The following is a 21,820-nucleotide window of genomic DNA, read 5'->3' as shown; positions in this document are numbered from 1 at the left end:
CTGTACAGGAAATGTTGTTTTTTAATGCCCAAGAATTGGTAACAACTCATCTAGCTGTTGAATCGTATAATTGGGTTGAATTGTTGGTGTTGCTGGAGCGGAGGTCGGATTGAGCCAAACAGTTTGAATTTTTGCTTGTTGGCCTCCTTGAATATCTGAATGCAAAGAATCGCCAATAATCATTGTTTTTTCTCGACTAAAATTAGGAATCCGTTCAAAAACAAAATCAAAATACTCTTTCATTGGTTTTTGATAACCCACCTCTTCTGAAACAAAAATATCTTTAAAATAAGGCATTAATTTCGAATCTTCCAATCGACGATACTGTGTTTTTGCCACTCCATTTGTCACAATATATAAATCATAATGGGGTGCTAATTTTTCCAAGATACGTTGACTATTGCCAAGCAAGTCATGTCCTTGACTTAAATATTCTCGGTAGTTTTCTCCCATTTTAACGCTATCAACTTCTCGATTAAACGCGTCAAATAATAAACCAAACCGTGTATCAAGGAGAACATCTTTTGTTATTTTTCCTTCTTCAAATGAACGCCATAATCCTTGATTAATTCGGTGGTATGTTGACTCGACTTCAGATGTAAATGGTACATTTTCTTCTTCAAATAAGGCATGGAGCGCCTTCTTTTCAGCCAATTTAAAATCTAACAATGTATCATCAACATCAAAAAGCAATGTTTTCATTTCCGTTCCTCTTCTCTTTTCAAATTACTCGGTAACGCTTTGCTTGTTTGTTGTTTTTCAATAAAAAAATAAGGCAATAGCAATTGTAACTCTTCTCTTGTTAATGAACGATAAGCACCTAAAGGTAATTGCGGATCTAGCCGCAACGGCCCCATAGTTTGACGTTTTAAAGCAGTCACTTTTTTCCCCACAGATAAAAACATTTTTTTCACTTGGTGAAATTTTCCTTCTTGAATAGTCAGGAAAACATGACTCTCCGTTTCAGTCGCTGCAAGAACAGTTATTTTTGCTGGCTTACATTGAATGCCTCCTTGCAAAACAATCCCATCTTTAAATTTAGCACAATCTTCTGCAGAGACCAAACCATTGACTTTCACTTCATAACATTTCGCTACTTCTTTATTTGGCCGAATTAATTGATACCCTAATTGTCCATTATCTGTTAATAGAAGTAACCCTTCCGTATCGCCATCGAGTCTGCCCACTGGATAAAGACCAGGGCGTCTGTCTTGTGGTGCAATCAAATCAATGACTGTTTTTTTAGATGCATCTGAGACAGCACTAACCACACCTTTTGGCTTATTCAACATGTAGTACACATGGGTCTTATGCGAAATTAATTGTCCTTTTACTTTAATCATTTGTAATTGCGCATCGACATTTTGGCTTTCATTTAAAGTCACGATGCCATCCACAGTGACCTGCTTGCCTTTAATTAATCGTTTCACCGTTTTGCGTGATCCAAACTGAAGTTCTTCTAGTAATTTATCTAATCGCATTGTTCCGCTCCATTCTGGTATTAGTATAGTGGAATCCGTTAAAGATGAAAAGTGGAAAAAGGTAATTCCTTGACGTATAAAAATATAAGTGTTACGGTTAATAAGTAAAGTAAATAAAGGTTTCTCAAAAACAGCGTAATGACCTGGGAGAGAACAACGATAACAATGAACCATTCCCATGAGTGTTGCCTGGCAATATTTGTGGGGATTTTTTGATTATTGTTAGCATTTTTCTAGACAAGAACAACTGAAAAAAGAGTTTCTTTTTTCCATTATGTTTTGTTTCTGAGTTTAACCAAATCACTCATTATTTCAAGGAGGAATTAGGTTATGTCAGTACAATTAGAAGTTAAAGAAAGAGCTATCCGTCCACGTTCACTAAGAAATCAGCTACGTCACGAAGGGAAAGTACCTGCCATTGTTTACGGTTACCAAATTGAAAGTACACCAATCTATTTTGAAGAAAAAGACTTATCAAAAATTTTACGCGAACATGGTGCTAACACCGTTATTAAAATGACAGTTGATGGAAAAAACATCAACACATTAATGTCGAAAGCACAATTAGATACCTTTACTGGTCAAATGCTTCATGTTGAATTCTTATCTGTAAATATGAAAGAAACAACAGAAGTCGAAGCAGAAGTTCAATTAATTGGTGAATCTGCAGGTGTGAAAGCTGGGGGTACCTTAGCTCAAAACTTGTACACTGTTTTAGTGGCAGCCACACCAGATAAATTGCCAGAATCAATTGAAGTAGATATTACAAACTTAGAAATTGGTGATGCTCTTACAATCGCTGATTTACCTGAACACAAAGACTATGAAATTTTAACTGATCCAGAAGAACAACTAGTTGCTATTGTTGAAGCACAAACTGCTCCTGAAGAAGAAGAAGGAACAGCTGCTGAAACGACTGAACCAGAATTAGCCGAATAAAGAGTACACTTTTGTTCAGCTGATTCTCTTAAGTTTTAGAAATGGGATGTACGTTGAAACAACGTACGTCCCATTTTCTTTTTACTGCATGTCTTGATTTCTTCACATAAATGATGACACCTGCAAAGCTAGGAAGCTACAGAGGAATATTAAATTTTTGCTAATCTACGCAATATTTTCAAACGAAACAATTTCTTTTTTTAAAATTTGCAGTATACTAAAAGTAAGTAAACAAAAAGGAGGTCATCCATATGTTTGAACGTTTTGATAGTGACCGTAGCCGCTATGCTTCATTAGGTGTTGTTTCCAGCTTACCTAGTGGCTTAATTGATAGTATTTGGTTGATTATTGACTTAAATCTAAAAGGGGTTATCCCTTTAAACGACTTACTTCACTTTGATTTGTTGAACAATAATGGCAAAGTGACTGTCCATTTTTCTCAAGAAAATAGTTCAGTAGAAATGGCCATCGACTTACCATTTAGTTATTCTACGGCATATCCGTCGCGAATTTTTGCTTTTGATGATGGCCATCGTGAAACGATTTTATTACCTGCAGAAATGTTAGAATCTTAAATAATTTCAACAAAGTAGCCTCAAATTCCGATTAAAACTGGAATTTGAGGCTACTTTAATTTCTTTTAGTTATTCTACAATAATTTGTTTACTACTTCCTGCAGCATTTTCAAAATTAATAGTAAAGGTTTCTGTTGCATCATCATAAGTGATTCCGTCACTTTGACTAATTACTCTGCTGTAATCTTTTGGTATTTTTAAAGTCAGTGTCTTAGTTGTTTGTGTGGGATCAGAGAAAGTATACGTTTTTTGGTGTTGTTGTGTCTTTCTCATTAAAGAAATAGCTTTATTTGAGGTAATCCCTGCTATTGTACCGCCAGTTTCTGACCAAATGTTAACCCCAAGATAGCCTTCTTCTTCTTGCTTAACTGCTTGAATTTCTTCTGTATTTGAGAGAACTTCTACTGTTTTTTTGGCAGCATATGTTTTTAAATCAGTTTCATCGATTCCTGGTAAAACTACATAAGCATAATGCTCGTTCGTTGGGTGTTGACCATGTTGAATCGTAAATGTTCGATAATCACCTACATATTCTTTATCACTTGGAAATGCTTCATTAATTGCTTTATAGGTTCCTTTTCTAGTTTCACTTTTAACATTTACCGTTGTTTCTTCTGGAAAATAATAACCCATATTAGCATTGGAATGATCCGACTTTAGTAATAACCATTGTTTTTTACTCGTTTCATTTTTCTCATGAATCTCCCCAATATTTGATAGCACTTGATACTGATAGGCATCATTTAACAAACGATTATCAACAACTGTCTCAATCGAAGCTTCTGTATCCCCTTTAATTCCTGCGCCTAATGCGATAATTTGCCCATTTAATACAAACCAAGATTTTTTAGCTTGTAGGTTCATAGGTAAAAGTTTCCCATTATTTTTGGTCCCGTCTTTATTAAGAGCCATCCCTACTACTGCCTGATTTTCTGACGTTACTCCACCAACCCATTGCTCTTTCGATGTGATTGTTGTAAATGCTGAAACTTCATCTGCCAAAGAAATGGTATCTACAGTTGTTCCTGGTAGTCGATAGGGATCTACAGTTGGCCAATAGCTGGAATTAAATTGAACCTCGTCATCATTATATACGTACATCATTCCGTCACCAGTGTGCCAGCCACGTTTATTTTCTTTATTCCCTGCTTCAAAAGATGCAGTGCGCTTTGAATACAAGCCTAGCCCAAACATATAACTAGGTGTGCGTTGGACAAATCGATCCATCGAAGCATAAAGTTTCGTGCCTGTAAAAGGAAGTTGCCCTCCCGTAATTTCTGGATTAGTTAAAAGTTGCATAGTCATCTGTAAATCATTAAAATCACGAGCATTTGTCAAATAATAATCTGGGTTCTCCTTCATCCAATATTTAACGGCTTCTTGAAATTTCTTTTGATAATTATTAGGAGCAAATTTAGCCACAATTAATAAATTATACATGGTAGTTGAGCCATAGCCTGTTTTTCCAACTGCTGGGGCTCTTGAGATGGAACGGCCATTCACAGTTGGTAGCATTTCACCTTTATAAATCAAAGGAAGAAAGGCACGATCAACATTTTCAACAAATTCTGTCACAAGAGTTGCATCCATTTGAAAAGATGAATCTGCTGTAATGGCCAAAATTTGTCCAACCCCTTTCACCAAAACATTGCCATACGAACCTGTATAAGGAATGTTATTGTGCTGGATAAAAGAACCATCTTGGTAAAAACCATCACCTTTTGTGACTAATTTAAATACATCGACGATACTACTGGATGCTTGGTTAATTTTCCCGCTATCCTTTTGTAAAATTCCTAACCCCAAAACAGTTAAAGCTAAGTCCGTGCGGTTCGCTCCTGATGTCACAAAATTTGGGATAAAAGCTAAATCCACAAACGTTCCTTGTGGTTTTGTATACAACTGTTTAAACGGATCTGGGACATAACTGCTCAGCGCATTTGTATAGATTTGTTGCTTTTCTGGAGAAACTTTATCCTCTAAAATCATTAGAATATTAAGAAACTTCTGTGGCACACCAATTTGCCAGTCCCACCAATTTCCGTGGTACTTTTTCCCATCATACCCTTTTTGCGTTACCATAAAATCTAAGCCATCAATAATGGTTGCTGCCAATTTGTCATCTTGGTAAAGCGTACTCCCCTTCGTTCCATAGGCTAACGCTAATTTTTGCAATTTGGTAAATTGAGTCGTTAAATCAGCCGATGGCGTATTGCCAGGCTCTAGTGGCCATAAATAGCTGCGGTTCGGCTCTTTATTCATCGTTTGATCGAGTTCTGTTGCTTCATTGGAGATTTTTTGGACGTAGTCTACAAGCGCTTGGTTAGTTGAATCATATTCTTTTGAAACAAGCTGATTTCGCCATTTTTCTTTTAATTCTCGGTATTCTGCAGATGAATCGATAACAGGAATGCTACCAACGGAGCCACTTTTCATAGAAATGATATTCAGCTTTGATAGATTACCAAATAGTCTAATTCCTATAGCGCCCGTCCAGTCATCATTAATGGACGTACCATCAGGATAATGAACCTCTTCATTTTCATAAAATAATTGATCATTCAGGAATGTTTGAATTTTTTTCCCGTCATAGCGAACCAGCAGTTTATATTGTTGGCCACTTAGTAATGTTGGTCCCGGAATATTAGTTAGCCATTTACCGCCTGGTTGTCCTAATTGCCAGCGGCCGTCACGATTATAAGCAAAAGATTGCCATTGACTCGTCTTTTGTTTATCTCCGCGAAAAACCAATCCGAAGTTACTTTGTCCTTCATATAAAAAGGTTAGTTCAAGATCTCCTGAAGATTGTTCGCGTGCATCAAGATTGATAGAGACAGATTCGAGGTTTGTCCCTTGCTTCGTGTTTGCGATCCATAAACCAGTAGAATCATTCTTTTTTTCTGCTGTTCCCACCAAATCTTGCCAATGCCCAACTTGATTGGGGAAATCTGAAATGTAAGAGGGTTGCTCAATCGTTTGGCTTGCTTCGTTTTCTTCTGCAAAAGTAAGGGTGGTTCCCATAAATCCACTCGTCAAAGCAGTAAACAGTCCGACCAGCATTACCCATATTTTCCTGTTTTTCATTCTTTCTCCTCCTAAAAAATTATCGTAAAACGCTTACATCCGAATTAGAGAAAAAGAGTGAAGAAAAATACTTTCTACACTCTCCGACTCTCTGAAAATCACTTAATATACTTTTTACGCCAAAATACCAAAGGCACTCAAAACAATCGATAAAATTAAAATAATCCAAATCACTCGTGTGGAATTTAATTTCTTTTGACCTAACATCCAATAAGTTAAAAGAACAAGTAAGATTGGAACTAAGGAAGGTAAAATTGCATCTAACGTATCTTGAATAACTAATTCGACCCCGTTCTTTTTATAAACAAAAGGAACTGTCGCCTTGATAACTGAAGGAATTAAGGCACCAATCACAGTCACACCAAGAACAGTTGCTGCATTCGTAAAGGCAGATAACTTGTCTTTTAAGGTCGTCACTAGTTTGACCCCTTGCTTATAACCAAGTGGTAAGAGCGCGGCCCGACCAAACAATAGTGCAATATTTGCAATAATCCAAATAACACAGCCAACCACCGAACCATTTTGAGCCAGTGTCCCTGCAACAGAGCCGAAAATCGTCCCCCAAATAACGTGGAATAAAGAGTCTCCAACGCCTGCCAAAGAACCCATCAGAGCTGTTTTTAGCGCAATAATTGTTTCTTTCGCTTTATAGCCATCTTGCTCTTCAATCGCAACATCAATCCCCATAATTAAATTCCCAAAAATAGCATTGGTGTTAAAAAATTGATTGTGTGTGCGCATCATATCTTGAAATTGTGCTTCATCATGACCATAGAATTTTTTTAAAACAGGTAAGATGCCGTATAAATATCCTGAACTCATCATACGTTCATAGTTCCAGTTTAATTGGCTTCCTAAAATATAACGCCAGCTAATTGCATTTAATTCTTTTTTTGTCAGTTTATGCTTACTCATCGCCGTCATATCCTCCTTCAAAATCACCATTTCCTGTTGTTGCTTGTGTCGTGCTTTTTGCCCCATCACGTTTAAATACAAGCATCGCTGCTACCATCCCAACTATCGAAACACCTAACATTGGAACTTTTAAATAAGCCGCTAAGAAAAAGCCTAATAGTAAATAGGGGATATATTGCTTCGTTGGCAAGTAACGTAATAAAATCCCTACACCGACAACAGGTAATACTCCTCCAGCTGTTTTTAAGCCCGTCATTAGCCATTCTGGCATGTTATCGGTAATCGTTGTTACTACAGCATCCCCCGCTAATAACATTAATAAAATCGGAATGGCACGAGACAGTCCCCATAGAACAGAACCAGATAAAACTAAACGTGGAATCCGTTTTACTTGCATCTTATCAATCGCTTTATCGACACTATGAAGTAAAAAGACATTACAAAAACGGGCCACTACATCTAGTTGCAACATCAACAGAGAAACAGGAACAGCTAAACCAATGCCATACTCCGCTCCTTTTCCAGAGATTACAGCGAAAGCGGTTCCTAAAACAGCCCCTGTGAAATAATCAGGTACCGATGCTCCACCAAAAGCAGCAATTCCTAAACGCATTAATTGAAGAGTGCCGCCAACCATTAAACCAGTTTTTAAATCTCCCATAATCATTCCAGAAATCATTCCAGCAATAGCTGGTTGCGTCAACGTATTTGAAATAAGTGAGTCATTAATAGCAATAAACGCATAAATAGTAATTAAAATAATTTGATACGCTGCTAAATGCATTGAAATTTCCTCCTAAATTTAAAAATATTCTTTCTTAGTCTGACAGTTTTAGCCGCGTAATTTTTTCATAAAATCAACGACTGGATCGTTTGGAACTAATTGGGCTGTCACAGTGACGCCTTTTGAAGCGATTGTTTCAAAAATTTGTTCTTCTTCTGGTAAAACTTGAATACTTTTTGTTACTTCGCGTGCTCCTTCTTTGTAACTCATATTCCCAACATTTACAGTTTTGATAGGTCCTTGCGCTTCGATAAAGCGGAGCACATCTTTCGGATTTTTAAATAATAAAAATAAACGCTGTTTACCATATTTTCCTGATTGAATATTTTTAGCGGCAGCCTCTACTCCAAGAACAGATAAACGCATCGAAGAAGGCGCTGCCATTCTCAAAGATGATTTTTGTAAAGGATCTGTAGCCGCCTCATCATTGGCTACAATTATTCGCTGTGTACTAAGACTTGTCGACCAAATTCCCGCTACTTGTCCATGAATTAACCGTTCATCGATCCGTGTGTTTACAATATTTTCTTTTCCAGCATATTGACTATAGTTACTTAATTCTTTTTCTTTGCTGGCTTCTGAAATCTCTTGTTCTGCTTGATTCATTCCAGCCTTTACATCAACAATATTTTCTTGTGCTAAACAAACTAATTCTTTAATCGAAGCCTGTTGATTAACCACTGCTTCAATCACAACAGAGAGCGTCATCCCTGCAATAATTTCCACTCCGTCAACGTTCAAATAATTCTTAGTTGCCACGTTACATGGCGTTCCTCCTAGTAAATCAGCAATAATCAGTGTCGTACCGTTAAGGGCTTTCATTTTTTCATTTAGCTCTTTCTCAAATTGAAGATTGTCGCTATCTGGTCGTAATGAGACTGTATGCACGTGTTCTTGCCGACCAACGATCATTTCTAAGCTAACTTTGACGCCTTCAGCCATGCTACCATGACTAATTAGTACAATGTTTTCCACGAATTTCCCTCCCTAGATGTAGGCGATCCTACTTAACATGTTATGTTCTCTACGAACTTACTATAACACATACTAAGTTATCCGTAAACCTAATATCTTAATATATTGAATTTATTTTTTTGAATTCTTTAAATAAAAATTGTCTTTCCTCTTTTTCAAAGTGTTTGCTAAAGGCTAGTTAACATGTTATGCTTAATTCATTCGATTACTAGAATGGAGGCAATCGCATGTTACCTAAATATGAACAAATTAAACAAGACCTTTTACGTGAAATAAAAAATCATACCTTTATTCCTGGTGATAAATTTTATTCTGAAGCCGATATTAAACGAAAATATGCTGTTAGTTCTATCACAGCTGTCAAAGCACTGAATGAGCTAACCAGTGCAGGTTACTTGTATCGTATCCAAGGAAAAGGGACCTTTGTTTCGAAATCAAAAGTTTCTCAAAATGTAAAATTTTCTGATATCGAGTTGCATTCTTTAGACTCTGAAAAAGTTAAAGTCCTTTCAATTGAAGAAGAAAATCAAGCCGAAATTTTAAAGGAATTAGGCTTACCAGCTAACGCTTCTTATTATAGAATCAAGCGTGTACGCTATTCTGAAGATACACCCTTTCTCGTACATATCACACATCTTCCCAAAAAGCTTGTTAAAGAGCCGCTCTCAAAGGACCTCACAGCTTATGCAAGTGTGTATGAACGAGTCCGTAAAGATTTTTCAGTAGACCTCTTCTCGTTGGCTTCTGTAGAAACAAATGAAATTGTCTTTCCCGAAGATGCTGAGTTATTGAATTTACTTCAATTAAGTTTTCGTGAACCCGCTGTTAAACAAGTTAAACATTCCTATCTCGCAGATGGTAGTGTTGCTGAATATATTATTAGTTATAAACATTGGAAATATTTCAAAACCAAAATAGAAGTAGAAGCCGAATAAATTTCAGCTTCTACTTCTATTTTTTTAATCTATGATTACTTGATTCGTAAATTTCAAGTACTCAATTTCAATTCCCTCTGTTTCAAAAATTACTACTTCATTTTGTCCTTGCTGTAAAAATTCTTTGGGACAATACAGCGAATGAATGGGGCCTATTTCCCAATAACGACCTAGATGATGACCATTGACCACAACGAATCCTTTGCCGTAGCCTCGACAGTCAATATACGTGTCTGCTAGCTGTTCTAATTCAAATGTTACTTGATAAAATGAAGGCTGCAATGGATTTTTTCCAGCTGTGTAATCAATCTTGGCTAATTGCTCTTGTGAAAAAGTTAAGGGATAGTGTTGATAGCCTTGATGAAAATGAATGTCTTGCATCACTCCACCTCGAATTCCTTTACTTTGTGTCGGATTATTTAATTTAAAGCCATAATTAACGCGACCTAAATTTTCCACTAAGATATCTAACGCAAGTGTGTCTTTTTCAGTTTGTCCTGAAACGAGTAGCTCTTCTCCCACTGTCTCTTGATATTGGGTAGCAGCTAAATCTCCATCTACATAAATGTGTAAACGATCACTGGCCTCGACCACTTTTAGTTTATTTTCATGATGATAATTTTTTAAATCAAACGAATAAAGCAAGTAGCCATAGCCTGAGCCAGCTTCTTCCATACTTAATGGATACGCGGTGGTCTTCGGTGTCATCATTTGATCTTTTACTGCGAATAAGGATACGCTAGCAGTTACTGGAAAGCTTCCTAAATTCCCCAGTTTTTTCGTGCGTGGTTGTGCTTGCCAAACTTCTGGACATGCTTCTTTAATTGCTTTTTGAACAGCATAATATTTTTCTGTTGGTTCTCCTGCTTCTGTTAATAAAGCATCATAATCATAGCTAGTGACTTGAGGTAAATCTTTTGCACCTCGCGCCGAACACCCATTATAAAAGCCGAAATTTGTTCCTCCATGAAACATATAGAGATTTAAAGAACCCACTGCCAGCATATCTTTTACTTCCTTCGCCAAGTCGGTACCTTCTCGCTGAATCACTGGTTCACCCCAACGATTGAACCACCCATCCCAGTATTCCATGCACATCAACGGCCATTTTTTACCATGACGAGTCATAAATTTTTTCAAAACGGCAGCATTTTCTTTCGAATGACTACCAAAATTTCCTGTCACAAAAACATCCTCTTCAATTAACGTCCCCGCATACAGAACCTCTTCCCAAGCGCCATCAGATGTAAAAAGAGGAACCTCAATCCCCAGTTCTTCCATTATCTGCTTGGTTTGTCGCAAGTACGCTTTCTCCATGCCATAGGACCCATATTCATTTTCAACCTGCATCATGATCACTGGTCCACCTTGTGTTATCTGCAGTGGTGCTAGTTTAGGCAATAATACTTGAAAATAGTTACGAACTTTAGTCATAAAAATAGGATCTGTCGAACGTAATCGCACGCCTTTTTCTTTCAAAAGCCATGCTGGTAAGCCACCAAACTCCCATTCTGCACAAATATAAGCCGAAGGACGCAGAATAACTAGTAAATTCAGTTTTTCTGCCACGCGGACAAATGCTTCAATGTTTTTCATTCCTTCAAAATCGTATACGCCTTCTTCTGGTTCATGAATATTCCAAGGAATGTAGGTTTCTACTGTATTAGCCCCTAAAGCTTTCAGATTATAGAGGCTATCTTCCCATTGTCTAGGTGTCATTCGAAAGTAATGAATCGCCCCGCTAATAATTTTTATTGGTTGTCCATTTAATAAAAAGTCTTCTTTAATCTCAAACGTTTGCATCATTTTTCCCCTTTACCAGTATCTTTGCCATGATGGTTTTGCTAAACGCATTAAGGCTTCCATGTAAAAATAATCGCCCCATAAGTTGGGTTCATCAATCCCTTTTCCTTCTGCATGTGCGTAAACACCATGGAGTAGCAGTCCTTCATTTTCGGAATCATTTTGCGTACGATAATATTCTCCTAATTGATAAATCATTCCTTTGGCAAGCTCTTTTGCTTGAGGAAAAGCCTGTAGTTTGTCTGCTTCCAATAAACCACATGTCGCAATTGCCAGTGCCGAGCTATCTTTGTCAGATGGCATTTGGTCATTAAAATCAAAATCCCAATAGGGAATTAAATCTGCTGGCAAATGAGCTAGAAAAACCTCCACTATTTGTGGATACATTTCTGGAAATGGTTGGGAATGGAGAAATGTTTCGTTTAGGGGAATCCCTAAAATTGCCCAACTTTGGCCTCGTGCCCAAATGGAAGTATCACTATGTCCTTGATGCGTAGCTCCATGTTTTGGTTTGCCTGTTTCTGGATCAAAATAATAGGTATGATAAGTTGTCGCATCGGATTTAATCACCGTTTTCATTAACGTATGATAGTGACGTGAGGCGATTTCCTCATAAACCCTATTTCCAGATAATTTAGTTGCTTCAAATAAAAGCGGTAAATTCATTAATGAGTCGATAATTAATCGATATTCTTTGGGATCACCATAATGGCCCCACGCTTGGATGAAGGAGCCATTTTCTTGGAATCGTGCTGACAATACTTCAGCGGCAGCTAGCACTTCTTGTTTACAGCGCTCATCACCGGTAATTTTATACCCAGCACCCGCCGATAGACTATATAAAAAACCAATGTCATGGTGGTCCAAAACAAAATGCTCCTCTAATCGTTGTTGAAAGCTGTCAATATTTTCCATTGCCAGTAAACGAAATTTTTCTTGGTGAGACCACTCATATGCCAGCCAAAGCATGCCTGTCCAAAAGCCATTGGTCCAATCATCGTTAGCTTTGAGACGATATCGACCATTCGTAGCACAAGCTGAAGGAAACTGTGTTCCGAAACGCTGCATATTTTTAGCAATTTTTGAAACGCATTCATTTAATTGCGTTTGAATCCATTCATCTGTGACATTTTCTCCTAGAGAGATCAGTCTTTGTTTATTTTCTTGACTACACATCTCCATCACTCCTTAACTTGTTAACATATTAACTTATTGTATTATAACGTAAAAGAAAATAAAAAGCGACCTTTCTTGATTATTTCTCTTAAAAACAAGAGCGTGGGACAAAAATCACTTTGGATTTTTGCTCCACGCTCAAAAACTGATAAACGGAGGGAACAGAACCAACTCCTTCGGAAATAAGCCGAAATTCTCCAAAAATCAAAGATCAATTTTCGGAAATTTCTTCTTATTTCTCGGAGCTAAACGGTTCTGTCCCGACCTCTTGTTATTTATTCCGACCGAATACTTCAATTTGGGTCAACGCTGGAAACGGAGAAGAGTCCAGCGCTTTTCGTAAGCATTTTAATGTCAAAGTTTGTGTTGTTTTCATTGGGAACTTTATTTCTTGAAAATAGGCGGTATTCGTTGTGGCAACTACTCGTTCCTCTCCATCTGAAAAGGCTAAAGTGACTTCCTCCCAATAGCTATCATGTGGGTAATCCGCCCGAAATAACAAGCGGATCCAGTCCGTTTCTACAGGCCTGCCAAAGTCAATCGTTAACTGTGCCTCCTTTTGTTGGTTAATTCCCCAAGAAGCAAATGGATACGAGCCATGAGAAAGGTTACCAAACTTAGAATCAATAGCATTTTTCGCAAAGAAAACAGCATCGTCTCTCGTTTCAACGTTTGCATACGCATGAGGATAGGCTCCTGAATATTCTTTTTGGTCATGTGTATTCATAGAAAGATTTTGATAATTGTCTTTTTCAAACGTGTGCGCTTGTCGAACCATTATTTGGTGCCTTGCTGAATGAAAGGCCGTCTCAACAAAAGCTTTTCGAGCAGATTCTTCTAATGGAATTTGATATTCCCAAACTTTTTCTTTCAAATAAATCAATGAAGGAGCCAAAGTTTCATCTAATTGAACCATCAAATAAGGGGTAGCCCCTGTATAAGTCACTACAATTTTATCGCCAACTTGATAAAGGTACTGTTTAATTGCTAATACCGCTAACGTGTCTCCCTCCGCCACGAATGGCGCTTCTGGCTTCTCGTGATCGATTCGGCCAGTAATAATCTGATTGTCTTTATTTTTCAATTCGATTTTTATCATTTTTTATTCCTCCCTTGTCACACCACCTACCAAACAAATCAGGCGATGCGTTCCTATTGGTAGCTCTTTTTGCAAATAAGGTAAACTTGTTCTTGGGAAAAACAACGATGTATTGGGTTCAGGTTGAAGAATACCTGCGTGGTCATACCCTTCAATTGCAATTATTTGCGAACACAATTCTCCTGAATCGACTCTAGCCCACTCTTTACCAAGTTCTTTTTCTGAAAATTTTCCAAGTAACGGTAGACTGAATCCTCCTTCGCGCACTTTTAATGGAACCGATGTCACTATTTCATGTACTCTAACATGCCATTCCCCAAAAGGATAAATGGTTGTTTCAATTTCTACTTCTTGAAAAGGTAGCCATTTATAATAAACTTGCTCCTCTGTTAAATAAAAATCATGAACTTTCCCTTTAACACGAAAATATTCACCATCACGAGAAACAGCCAATACGTTATCAAAAGCTCCCTCCTCATAACACGCGCCAGCTTTGGGAACGCTAAAACCAAAGCGGCTAGAATAGACAAATTTACTATATTTAGCCGCGGCATGCGCTTGATTTTCAAGCCATAGTCCTGCAGGATAGCCGAGGACATGTGTTTTCATTTTAGGATGGATTAATAACATGTTTCCCTTTTCTATCAAACGCTTTTCTTCTCGTTTTATCGCCAACGGTTCAGCACGCCAAAACGGATGGTCTTGATCCACAGCGAGCAACAAAAATGTTTTAAAGGCCCAATACGGAGAGCCTGGTGCGTTATAACCTTCTGCCATTACTAAATTTTCGTAATGATAGCCAATGGACAACCGACCATCATAAGTGAAAATAGCCTGTTGCATCCAACAGTGTAAATGTTTTGCTAACAGCGTTTTTATTTGTCCCCAAGGTAAAGCCTCTACTTCTGCAAATATCAAAGCTGCGAAAAATGCTCCTTGAGCAAACCGATACGTTTGACTACGTCCGTAAGGTAACGCTTCGCCCTCCTCATCAAAATAGTACAGATAGTCCTGAGCAAACATAACGGCTCGTTCTGTAAAACGTTTCGCACGAATAGGATCTCTTTCTCGCATAAATTTGACATAAATCAAACTATAATAATGAAAAGCAAACGAAATATAATAATCTCTTTGCGTAGTTTTACCATCCATATACCAACCATCACCTAAATACATGCGTTCAATCAACGCCAATTCTTCCTCTAGTTCCGCTTGGTTAATCACTTGTCCACATCCCTCGAGTGCCAAACGAATGAGCACTTTGAAAAACGTCCAATTATTTTTAGGAATTTTACACCCAAGTGCTTTATTTAACCAAACCATGATATTTTCTTGCTGTTTCTCAGAAAAACAGGACCAAAAATATGTCTTATGAAGCAATAAAGTTAAAGATAATGCTGCTGCTTCCACAATATATTGATCATAATCAACAATATCGCCCCAATAATCTGGGGATGACGGATCAGTTCCTGCGATTAATTTTTCCACATAAGCATCTCTTAAAACATCATCTTTACAAGCAACCCAATACGGTCCAATTCCCCATAATGGTCGAATGAGCGCTTCCATTTCAGCATGTTGCTGATCATAGACAGCACCACTGGACCCAAAATTCACGCCAGGTTTTTCTGATGTTAAAATAGCCGTTTTTAAAGGTGTCATGATTGTTTCAAAAGCTTCCAAATATGCTTCTCTGGTCAAAAAAAGATTACTTTTTAACGATTCCATGCTTTTCGCCCCCATTAGTTTAATTCAAAGAATAACAAGGGCACTTATTTTTTTCAACTATCGTTTAATGAATAAAATGGCGTATTATGAGAGCAGAATTTCACTCACCTTGAACTTAACATATTAATTTTTTCTTTATTTTTGTTGAGCCTTGAGCTATTCACTTTATCCAACAAAACTTCCTTTATCAAAAATGAATAATAAATGAAAAATAAGCAGTCTAACGCAGGAAATTCTCATAATAAATATTTTAAAAAAAAGAGTCTATGACAAAAATCCAAAGAGATTTTTGTCATAGACTTAAAATATGAGAGAAAAGACATCAAAAGTAATGGTCTGATTAACCTTCACAAGTTTTATGATGCTTTTCAAGATATCATTTTGATACAATTTTACGCCTTGCGGTTTACAATAAAAGAGTAAATAGCGATACAGATAATCGCTCCTAGCAACGCTGAGATAATTGGAAAACCTCCGATGACTGGTCCTAAAGAAGGCAACAAGAGTGATGCTACCCAACTTCCTAAAAAGCCCACGATAATATTTCCAATAATGCCACCTGGCACGTCTTTTCCTAAAATTGCGCCAGCAATTGCGCCAATAATTCCTCCGACAATTAATGCCCATAGAAAGCTAAACATTTGAAAAACCTACCTTTCATAGTTGATTTTTTTAGTTAATTTTCCTACTTTAAGGATAAAACAGAAAGCAGACTTTTTCAAAAGATAGGACTTTTCAGAAGTCAATTTATTCTTCTACATAAGCTAAACGATAGGATACTGTGCGACCAAAAGAAAATACTTGCAAACCTTGTAGGCGATCTGATTTCAAGTAACCAATGGCTCCTTGGAATAGTGGTAAAACACCAGCATCTTTTTCAATTAATGTTTTTTCTAAACTTAGTAATTCATTCCAGCGTTTTTCAGGTTCATTAGCGTAATCTTTTCTAACTTTTTGGAGACCTGCATCATACGCTGAATCGTTATAACCAGAAGTATTTAAGCCACTTTTTGAGTCATAAAATTCTAAAAAATTAATGGGATCAGCATAGTCAGGTGTCCATGTTCCAAAGGCTAAATCGTAATTACCTGCTGTTTGTAAATCCAAACGATTTTGCAAAGGCAATGATTTTAATTTGATTGTTAAACCTGGTAAATTTTGTTGCAATTGCCCTTGAACAAATTCAATGGTTTTCTTGGCAATCGCTGAGTCCGCTGAGATTAGTTCCAATTCAATTTTATCTTTGCCCAACTCTTCTTTCGCTTTGGTCCAGTTAGCTTGGGCTTCTTTAATATTATATGGTAATAAATCACCATTTTCTTTGCGGAAATCTTCACCTGTGTCTGGATTTTTTGCAAAATTAGCTGGTACAAAACCATTTAAATCTGTCGAGCCATCTCCTAAAATTTCTTTTGCAAAAGTTTCTTTGTCAATCGCTTGTAAAAAAGCTTTTCGAACATGTTCGTTGCCAGTAATTTCACGGCGATGATTTGGGCTTAAATAACCCACCATGGCTTTAGGCACAAAATGCGCTTGTTTTGACTCTTTATACTGAAGTGCATAAGTATCTGCTAAAACAGTGTAATCTAAGTCGCCATTATCAAAAAGATTGGCTCCTGTGCCAATTTCTTTCACTACTTGAACATCAATTTCATTCAATTTTACGTGTTCTTTATCCCAATAATGATCATTCTTCTTCAATTTCCAAGTTTCGGAATTGCCATCCCAACCTGAAATTACAAACGGTCCATTGCCAACAAAATTATCTGCAGAAGTCCCATAGGCAGTACCTTTTTCTTTGGCAAAGGCTTCATTTTTAGGCATAAAAGGTGTTCCAACTAAGACTTGGGCTAAATAAGGAATTGGATTTTCCAATGTTAGTTCTAGTGTCTGGTCATCGATTGCTTTGACACCAAATTCTTCCATCGTGGCTTGTCCTTCCCGCACCGCACGCCCATTTTTAAAAATATCCATTTGATTACTGCTACTTGAACCATACGCTGGATCGACCACGTTTCTAAACGCAACTACAAAATCCCCTGCTTTAACTGGATCCCCGTTTGTCCATTTTGCTTCTCGTAACTTGAATGTATAGACTAACCCGTCTTCACTAACTTGTGGCTCTGCTTTCGCCATAGCTAGCTCAGGATCTCCGTTTTTATCTTGTCGATACAAGCCTTCAAATACTTGACCAATCATATCGGAACTATAGACATCTGTATAATGAGCGCTGTCTAATGTCGAGAGTTCACCACCAGATGCGACGTTAATTTTCTGTGTAGCTGGTTCATTCGAGGTCGTTTTCGAACCGCCACTTCCACATGCTGCTAAAACCAAGCCCAGTGCAACAAGTCCGATTAACCACTTTTTCTGTTTCATACCAAAACTCCTCCTTCTGTTCAAACAACTTACCTACATTTTACATGATTTTCCATACATTTGTCCTTTTTCAGCACTTACTTTTTGAAAGAAAAATATTTTTTTAAGAATAAGAGTTGACAGATATTTTTTCTGGTGGTACAGTATTGAAAAACAGAGAACAGAAGAGTAACTGTTTCCTTTAGTGAAGAGAGTCTTTGGTTGGTGGAAAAAGACGTAAAGAAACAGCGAACCACATCTGGGAGTTGACTTTTTGAACCCTTAGTAGGAAAGTCCGGGACCACTCGTTAACAGGCGAAGTTATGAACTTCATAAGGTTCGTGTTGCGAAACACGAATAAACTAAGGTGGAACCACGATAATTGATTATTCGTCCTTTGGCTATTCAGCCAAAGGACTTTTTTGTTTTTTTAGATGCGCTTTTCAACCTGAGAGAGTGCCTCAACTGCTCAAGTCTGTTGTCCTCTTTTCCATATGCTTAATGGGATAATCTAGAAAAGCAACAGGTTTTCTGTTCCGTTCGAACAATTTCATACTTACAATCAAAGCTTAGGACATAGTAATTTAGCTCTTCCTTTACAGAGACTTTTTCATTGGCTGAAAGAAAAAGATGGATTCTTCTTTACTCACACCTAAAAGATGTTTTTCTGAATCCTTTAGTAAGAAAAACCGGTGACTCTATCGTTAACAGAGAGTAGTTGTCAACGCAACTACATAAGGCTTATCTTGTGAAAGATAAGTAAATTGAGGTGGCACCACGAATGCGATTCGTCCTCTTGGCTCACAGCCAAGAGGCTTTTTTGTTTTTTAATAAAAATTGTTGGAGGAAAAAATGATGGATTATATTTTAGAAATTTTACCTGCTTTAGTTAGCGGAGCTGGCATGACACTGAAAGTCTTTTTCTTTACGCTCCTTGGCTCGATTCCACTGGGGATTATCATTGCCTTTATTTTACAAAGTTCGTTTAAACCTTTACGTTACTTAATTAACCTCTACATTTGGTTAATGCGCGGCACTCCGCTATTGTTACAATTAATTTTTGTTTTTTACGGCTTACCATTAATTGGTATTGTCTTTGAACGTTATGATGCGGCCTTATTCGCATTTATTTTAAATTATGCTGCGTACTTTGCTGAAATTTTCCGCGGGGGGATTCAAGCAATTCCCCAAGGTCAATATGAAGCTGCTAAGGTTTTACGTTTAACACGTTTTCAAACAGTCACGCGGATTATTTTGCCACAAGTTGTTAAAATCGTGCTGCCTTCCGTAGGAAATGAAATTATCAATTTGGTCAAGGATACTTCTCTTATTTATGTTCTTGGCTTAGGCGATCTTTTACGTGCTGGTAAAATTGCGATGAGCCGCGATGTTACATTAGTGCCATTAGCTTTAGTGGGAGTGATTTATTTACTCTTTACGGCAATTTTGACTGTTGCTTCTAAGAAAATTGAAAAATTCTATCAATATTATAAATAGGAGGACTCTACCATGTTAACTATTAAAAATTTAACCAAACATTTTGACAACCGGACCATTATTGATCACTTAAATTTAGAAATTCTAGAGGGTAAAATTTTAACGATTGTTGGTCCTTCAGGCGGCGGAAAAACCACTTTACTTCGTTGTTTAGCTGGTTTAGAAACCATTGATTCTGGTGAGCTTTTGTTGGATGGTGTTCCTTTCAATCCTGCTGAAATGGACAATGCCGATCAAGTGGTTGGGGTCGTTTTCCAGGATTTCCAACTTTTCCCTCACTTATCAGTTTTAGAAAACATTACCTTAGCACCTACATTAGTACTAAAAGAAGAAAAAGCAAAAAGTCAGCAAGAAGCTTTAGAATTACTGGAAAAATTGGGCTTGGCTGGTAAAGAAAAACTCTATCCATATCAACTTTCCGGTGGACAAAAACAACGAGTTGCACTTGCTCGTGCCTTAGCAATGAAGCCAAAAGTTCTTGGGTACGATGAACCAACGAGCGCGCTAGATCCAGCTTTACGTCAACAAGTGGAAGAAGTTATTTTAGATTTACGGAAACAAGGCATGACACAGATTGTCGTGACCCACGATATGGCTTTCGCTGAAAAAATTGCAGACAATCTTTTGACGGTTGCCCCCGTCCAATAGAAAGGAGTTTATGATGAAAAAGAAATATTCTTTAGCCTTGCTGGTTATCTGTTGTAGTTTACTCCTATTTGCAGGTTGTGGTAAAAGAAAAAGCAACGAAGATCAATGGACACGGATTAACGAAGAAAAACGGATTATTATTGGCTTAGATGACTCCTTTGTGCCCATGGGTTTTCAAGATAAATCAGGCCAAATTGTCGGCTTTGATGTCGACTTAGCCAAAGCGGTTTTTAAACTTTATGGCATTTCCGTTGACTTCCAACCGATTGATTGGTCTATGAAAGAAACAGAATTACAAAATCAAACCATTGATCTTATTTGGAATGGCTACACTAAAACGAGCGAACGGGCCGAAAAAGTTCAATTCACACAACCTTACATGACGAACGACCAAGTACTTGTTTCTTTAAAAGAAAAAAACATTGCAACAGCGAGCGACATGCAAGGTAAAATTTTAGGGGTTCAAAATGGCTCTTCTGGCTATGATGGCTTCGAAAGTCAGCCTGACGTTTTGAAAAAATTTGTTAAAGACCAAACGCCTATTTTATATGACGGCTTTAATGAAGCTTTCTTAGATTTAAAATCTGGCCGAATTGATGGGCTCCTAATTGATCGCGTCTACGCCAACTACTATCTTTCCCACGAAGATAATTTAAAAAACTATACTATTTCTCATGTCGGCTATGACAATGAAGATTTTGCTGTGGGCGTCCGCAAATCAGACAATCAATTAGTCCAAAAAATCAATACTGCCTTTGAAACGTTACGAAAAGATGGCACCCTTAGTAAAATTTCTCAAAAATGGTTTGGAGAGGACGTTACAAATAACACAAAAATAAACTAAATAACGAATAAAAAGGTGTACTGCTGACTTAGTACACCTTTTTATTTGAATCAAATTCTTAGCAAATTCTAACTTATGAAGAACTTTTATTTTTGCTACACTAGTAAAAGTCGAGAGAATTTGTCCTTTTCTGCCTAGAACAATCATTACTCTCAATAAATGAAAGGAGAAAAAAATGCCTACTAATAAAAAAGAAGGAATGCTTTTTACTACGTTAATGTGCTTTCTGATGGTTTTCGGAATGAGCACCTATAATTTATTATTGCATGGAGAATTTTCATTGTACGCCTTATCAAAAGGTTTGCTTCCTGGATTTATCGTTGCTTTTATTTTAGACGTTTTCATCGTTGGTGTCTTAGCTAAGAAAATCGCTTTTTCTTTACCCTTTAATAAAGAAAAACGGCTATTACTTATTCTGACCATTTCGAGTCTCATGATTATCGGCATGGTGACTTGTATGTCTTTATTTGGCTTATTAATGGAAGGCCAGACGTTGTCACTAAGTGCGTATTTCCAAGCTTGGGGCCTGAACTTTATTGTTGCCCTTCCTTATCAATTGCTGATTGTCGGTCCCTTTTCACGTATGATCTTAACCAATTACCAACAACGACAAACTTAGAAAATAGATTTCTTATCTAAGTTTTAACAGTTGCCTAAAAAAAAGTTAACCTTTTTGATTTATCTTAGTGATAGTTCATTAAAGGAGGAACTGAAGTTGAAAAAATATCGTATTAGCTTATTTCTTGGCTTGATTAGTCTTTTATTATTTATGATCTCTATTTTAGTTGGATCAACATTATCTAGCGATGGACTTTTAAAAGAACCCGCCTTTTTCTGTACGCCGCTTGGTTACTTTTTTCTCTTCATCGCCTTGCTTTCGGTTATAACAATCACATGTAAAGAACATATGAATCAAAAAGGTAAAACAAAACAACCTTAAAAAGAGCCTGACGTTTTGATACGTCCGGCTCTTTTTTTA

The 21,820-nt window shown here is 37.2% G+C and carries 20 protein-coding genes and 2 other annotated features; of the genes, 8 read left to right on the top strand and 12 right to left on the bottom strand.

Features of this window, described 5'->3' with window-relative positions:
• Positions 1-21 precede the first annotated feature (21 nt).
• A complete protein-coding gene (locus tag IGL93_RS02905) occupies positions 22-702 on the bottom strand; it encodes a YjjG family noncanonical pyrimidine nucleotidase (RefSeq protein ID WP_002355700.1) in 681 nt (226 codons plus the stop codon).
• The gene (locus IGL93_RS02900) at positions 699-1,481 is read right to left on the bottom strand and encodes a pseudouridine synthase (protein WP_002361308.1); all 783 of its coding nucleotides are present in this window, start codon (positions 1,479-1,481) and stop codon (positions 699-701) included. The genes IGL93_RS02905 and IGL93_RS02900 overlap by 4 nt, the downstream gene beginning before the upstream one ends.
• A 330-nt stretch (positions 1,482-1,811) precedes the next feature.
• Here IGL93_RS02900 and IGL93_RS02895 point away from each other — a divergent pair, with 330 nt between their 5' ends.
• Together IGL93_RS02895 and IGL93_RS02890 are read left to right on the top strand one after the other, a co-directional pair.
• A complete protein-coding gene (locus IGL93_RS02895; protein WP_002358773.1) occupies positions 1,812-2,420 on the top strand; it encodes a 50S ribosomal protein L25/general stress protein Ctc in 609 nt (202 codons plus the stop codon).
• A 251-nt stretch (positions 2,421-2,671) separates the two neighbouring features.
• Positions 2,672-2,995, top strand: a complete 324-nt coding sequence (locus tag IGL93_RS02890) for a DUF960 domain-containing protein (protein ID WP_002355697.1) — start codon at positions 2,672-2,674, stop codon at positions 2,993-2,995.
• 69 nt (positions 2,996-3,064) lie between these two features.
• Here IGL93_RS02890 and IGL93_RS02885 read toward each other — a convergent pair whose 3' ends face one another.
• From IGL93_RS02885 to IGL93_RS02870, 4 genes are all read right to left on the bottom strand, one after another.
• A complete protein-coding gene (locus IGL93_RS02885; protein ID WP_010713850.1) occupies positions 3,065-6,079 on the bottom strand; it encodes a polysaccharide lyase 8 family protein in 3,015 nt (1,004 codons plus the stop codon).
• A 114-nt stretch (positions 6,080-6,193) separates the two neighbouring features.
• Positions 6,194-6,994, bottom strand: coding sequence for a PTS system mannose/fructose/sorbose family transporter subunit IID (locus tag IGL93_RS02880; protein WP_002383066.1), 801 nt, complete (start codon positions 6,992-6,994; stop codon positions 6,194-6,196).
• On the bottom strand, positions 6,987-7,778 hold the full coding sequence (locus IGL93_RS02875) for a PTS mannose/fructose/sorbose/N-acetylgalactosamine transporter subunit IIC (protein WP_002358771.1): 792 nt from the start codon (positions 7,776-7,778) through the stop codon (positions 6,987-6,989). Before IGL93_RS02875 ends, IGL93_RS02880 begins: the two co-directional genes overlap by 8 nt.
• 48 nt (positions 7,779-7,826) lie before the next feature.
• Positions 7,827-8,720: a PTS mannose/fructose/sorbose transporter subunit IIAB gene (locus IGL93_RS02870; RefSeq protein ID WP_002383065.1), complete on the bottom strand. Its 894-nt coding sequence runs from the start codon at positions 8,718-8,720 to the stop codon at positions 7,827-7,829.
• A 260-nt stretch (positions 8,721-8,980) separates the two neighbouring features.
• On the opposite strand from IGL93_RS02870, the gene IGL93_RS02865 reads away from it, so the two are divergent.
• A complete protein-coding gene (locus tag IGL93_RS02865) occupies positions 8,981-9,688 on the top strand; it encodes a GntR family transcriptional regulator (RefSeq protein ID WP_002366233.1) in 708 nt (235 codons plus the stop codon).
• A 24-nt stretch (positions 9,689-9,712) separates the two neighbouring features.
• On the opposite strand, the gene IGL93_RS02860 is transcribed toward IGL93_RS02865, so the two are convergent.
• The 6 genes from IGL93_RS02860 to IGL93_RS02835 form a co-directional block, all read right to left on the bottom strand.
• The gene (locus tag IGL93_RS02860; RefSeq protein WP_033627779.1) at positions 9,713-11,491 is read right to left on the bottom strand and encodes a glycoside hydrolase family 35 protein; all 1,779 of its coding nucleotides are present in this window, start codon (positions 11,489-11,491) and stop codon (positions 9,713-9,715) included.
• 12 nt (positions 11,492-11,503) lie between these two features.
• Positions 11,504-12,667, bottom strand: a complete 1,164-nt coding sequence (locus IGL93_RS02855) for a glycoside hydrolase family 88 protein (protein ID WP_010713852.1) — start codon at positions 12,665-12,667, stop codon at positions 11,504-11,506.
• Positions 12,668-12,938: 271 nt separating this feature from the next.
• A complete protein-coding gene (locus IGL93_RS02850; protein ID WP_010713853.1) occupies positions 12,939-13,766 on the bottom strand; it encodes a hypothetical protein in 828 nt (275 codons plus the stop codon).
• Positions 13,767-13,769: 3 nt separating this feature from the next.
• Positions 13,770-15,509, bottom strand: coding sequence for a DUF2264 domain-containing protein (locus tag IGL93_RS02845; RefSeq protein ID WP_024041614.1), 1,740 nt, complete (start codon positions 15,507-15,509; stop codon positions 13,770-13,772).
• A gap of 377 nt (positions 15,510-15,886) precedes the next feature.
• Entirely contained in the window at positions 15,887-16,135 is a 249-nt protein-coding gene (locus IGL93_RS02840; RefSeq protein ID WP_002355684.1) for a GlsB/YeaQ/YmgE family stress response membrane protein, read from the bottom strand.
• A 106-nt stretch (positions 16,136-16,241) separates the two neighbouring features.
• A complete protein-coding gene (locus IGL93_RS02835; RefSeq protein WP_010775644.1) occupies positions 16,242-17,873 on the bottom strand; it encodes a peptide ABC transporter substrate-binding protein in 1,632 nt (543 codons plus the stop codon).
• 147 nt (positions 17,874-18,020) lie between these two features.
• Positions 18,021-18,253 (top strand) — a binding site (T-box leader).
• A 155-nt stretch (positions 18,254-18,408) separates the two neighbouring features.
• Positions 18,409-18,651 (top strand) — a binding site (T-box leader).
• A 53-nt stretch (positions 18,652-18,704) separates the two neighbouring features.
• On the opposite strand from IGL93_RS02835, the gene IGL93_RS02830 reads away from it, so the two are divergent.
• From IGL93_RS02830 to IGL93_RS02810, 5 genes are all read left to right on the top strand, one after another.
• Positions 18,705-19,349: an amino acid ABC transporter permease gene (locus IGL93_RS02830; protein WP_002383057.1), complete on the top strand. Its 645-nt coding sequence runs from the start codon at positions 18,705-18,707 to the stop codon at positions 19,347-19,349.
• Positions 19,350-19,361: 12 nt separating this feature from the next.
• Positions 19,362-19,997, top strand: a complete 636-nt coding sequence (locus IGL93_RS02825) for an amino acid ABC transporter ATP-binding protein (protein ID WP_010775642.1) — start codon at positions 19,362-19,364, stop codon at positions 19,995-19,997.
• A gap of 10 nt (positions 19,998-20,007) precedes the next feature.
• Entirely contained in the window at positions 20,008-20,841 is an 834-nt protein-coding gene (locus IGL93_RS02820) for an amino acid ABC transporter substrate-binding protein (RefSeq protein WP_025188884.1), read from the top strand.
• 175 nt (positions 20,842-21,016) lie between these two features.
• A complete protein-coding gene (locus IGL93_RS02815; RefSeq protein WP_002355676.1) occupies positions 21,017-21,460 on the top strand; it encodes a hypothetical protein in 444 nt (147 codons plus the stop codon).
• A 96-nt stretch (positions 21,461-21,556) separates the two neighbouring features.
• The gene (locus tag IGL93_RS02810) at positions 21,557-21,781 is read left to right on the top strand and encodes a DUF3955 domain-containing protein (protein WP_002383054.1); all 225 of its coding nucleotides are present in this window, start codon (positions 21,557-21,559) and stop codon (positions 21,779-21,781) included.
• The last annotated feature ends 39 nt before the right edge of the window (positions 21,782-21,820 follow it).

This window comes from Enterococcus sp. DIV1328a (assembly GCF_050536905.1).
Classification (GTDB): Bacteria; Bacillota; Bacilli; order Lactobacillales; family Enterococcaceae; genus Enterococcus; species Enterococcus faecalis.
The sequence above is the reverse complement of the archived record's forward strand: the minus strand, read 5'-3'. Positions and strand labels throughout refer to the sequence as shown.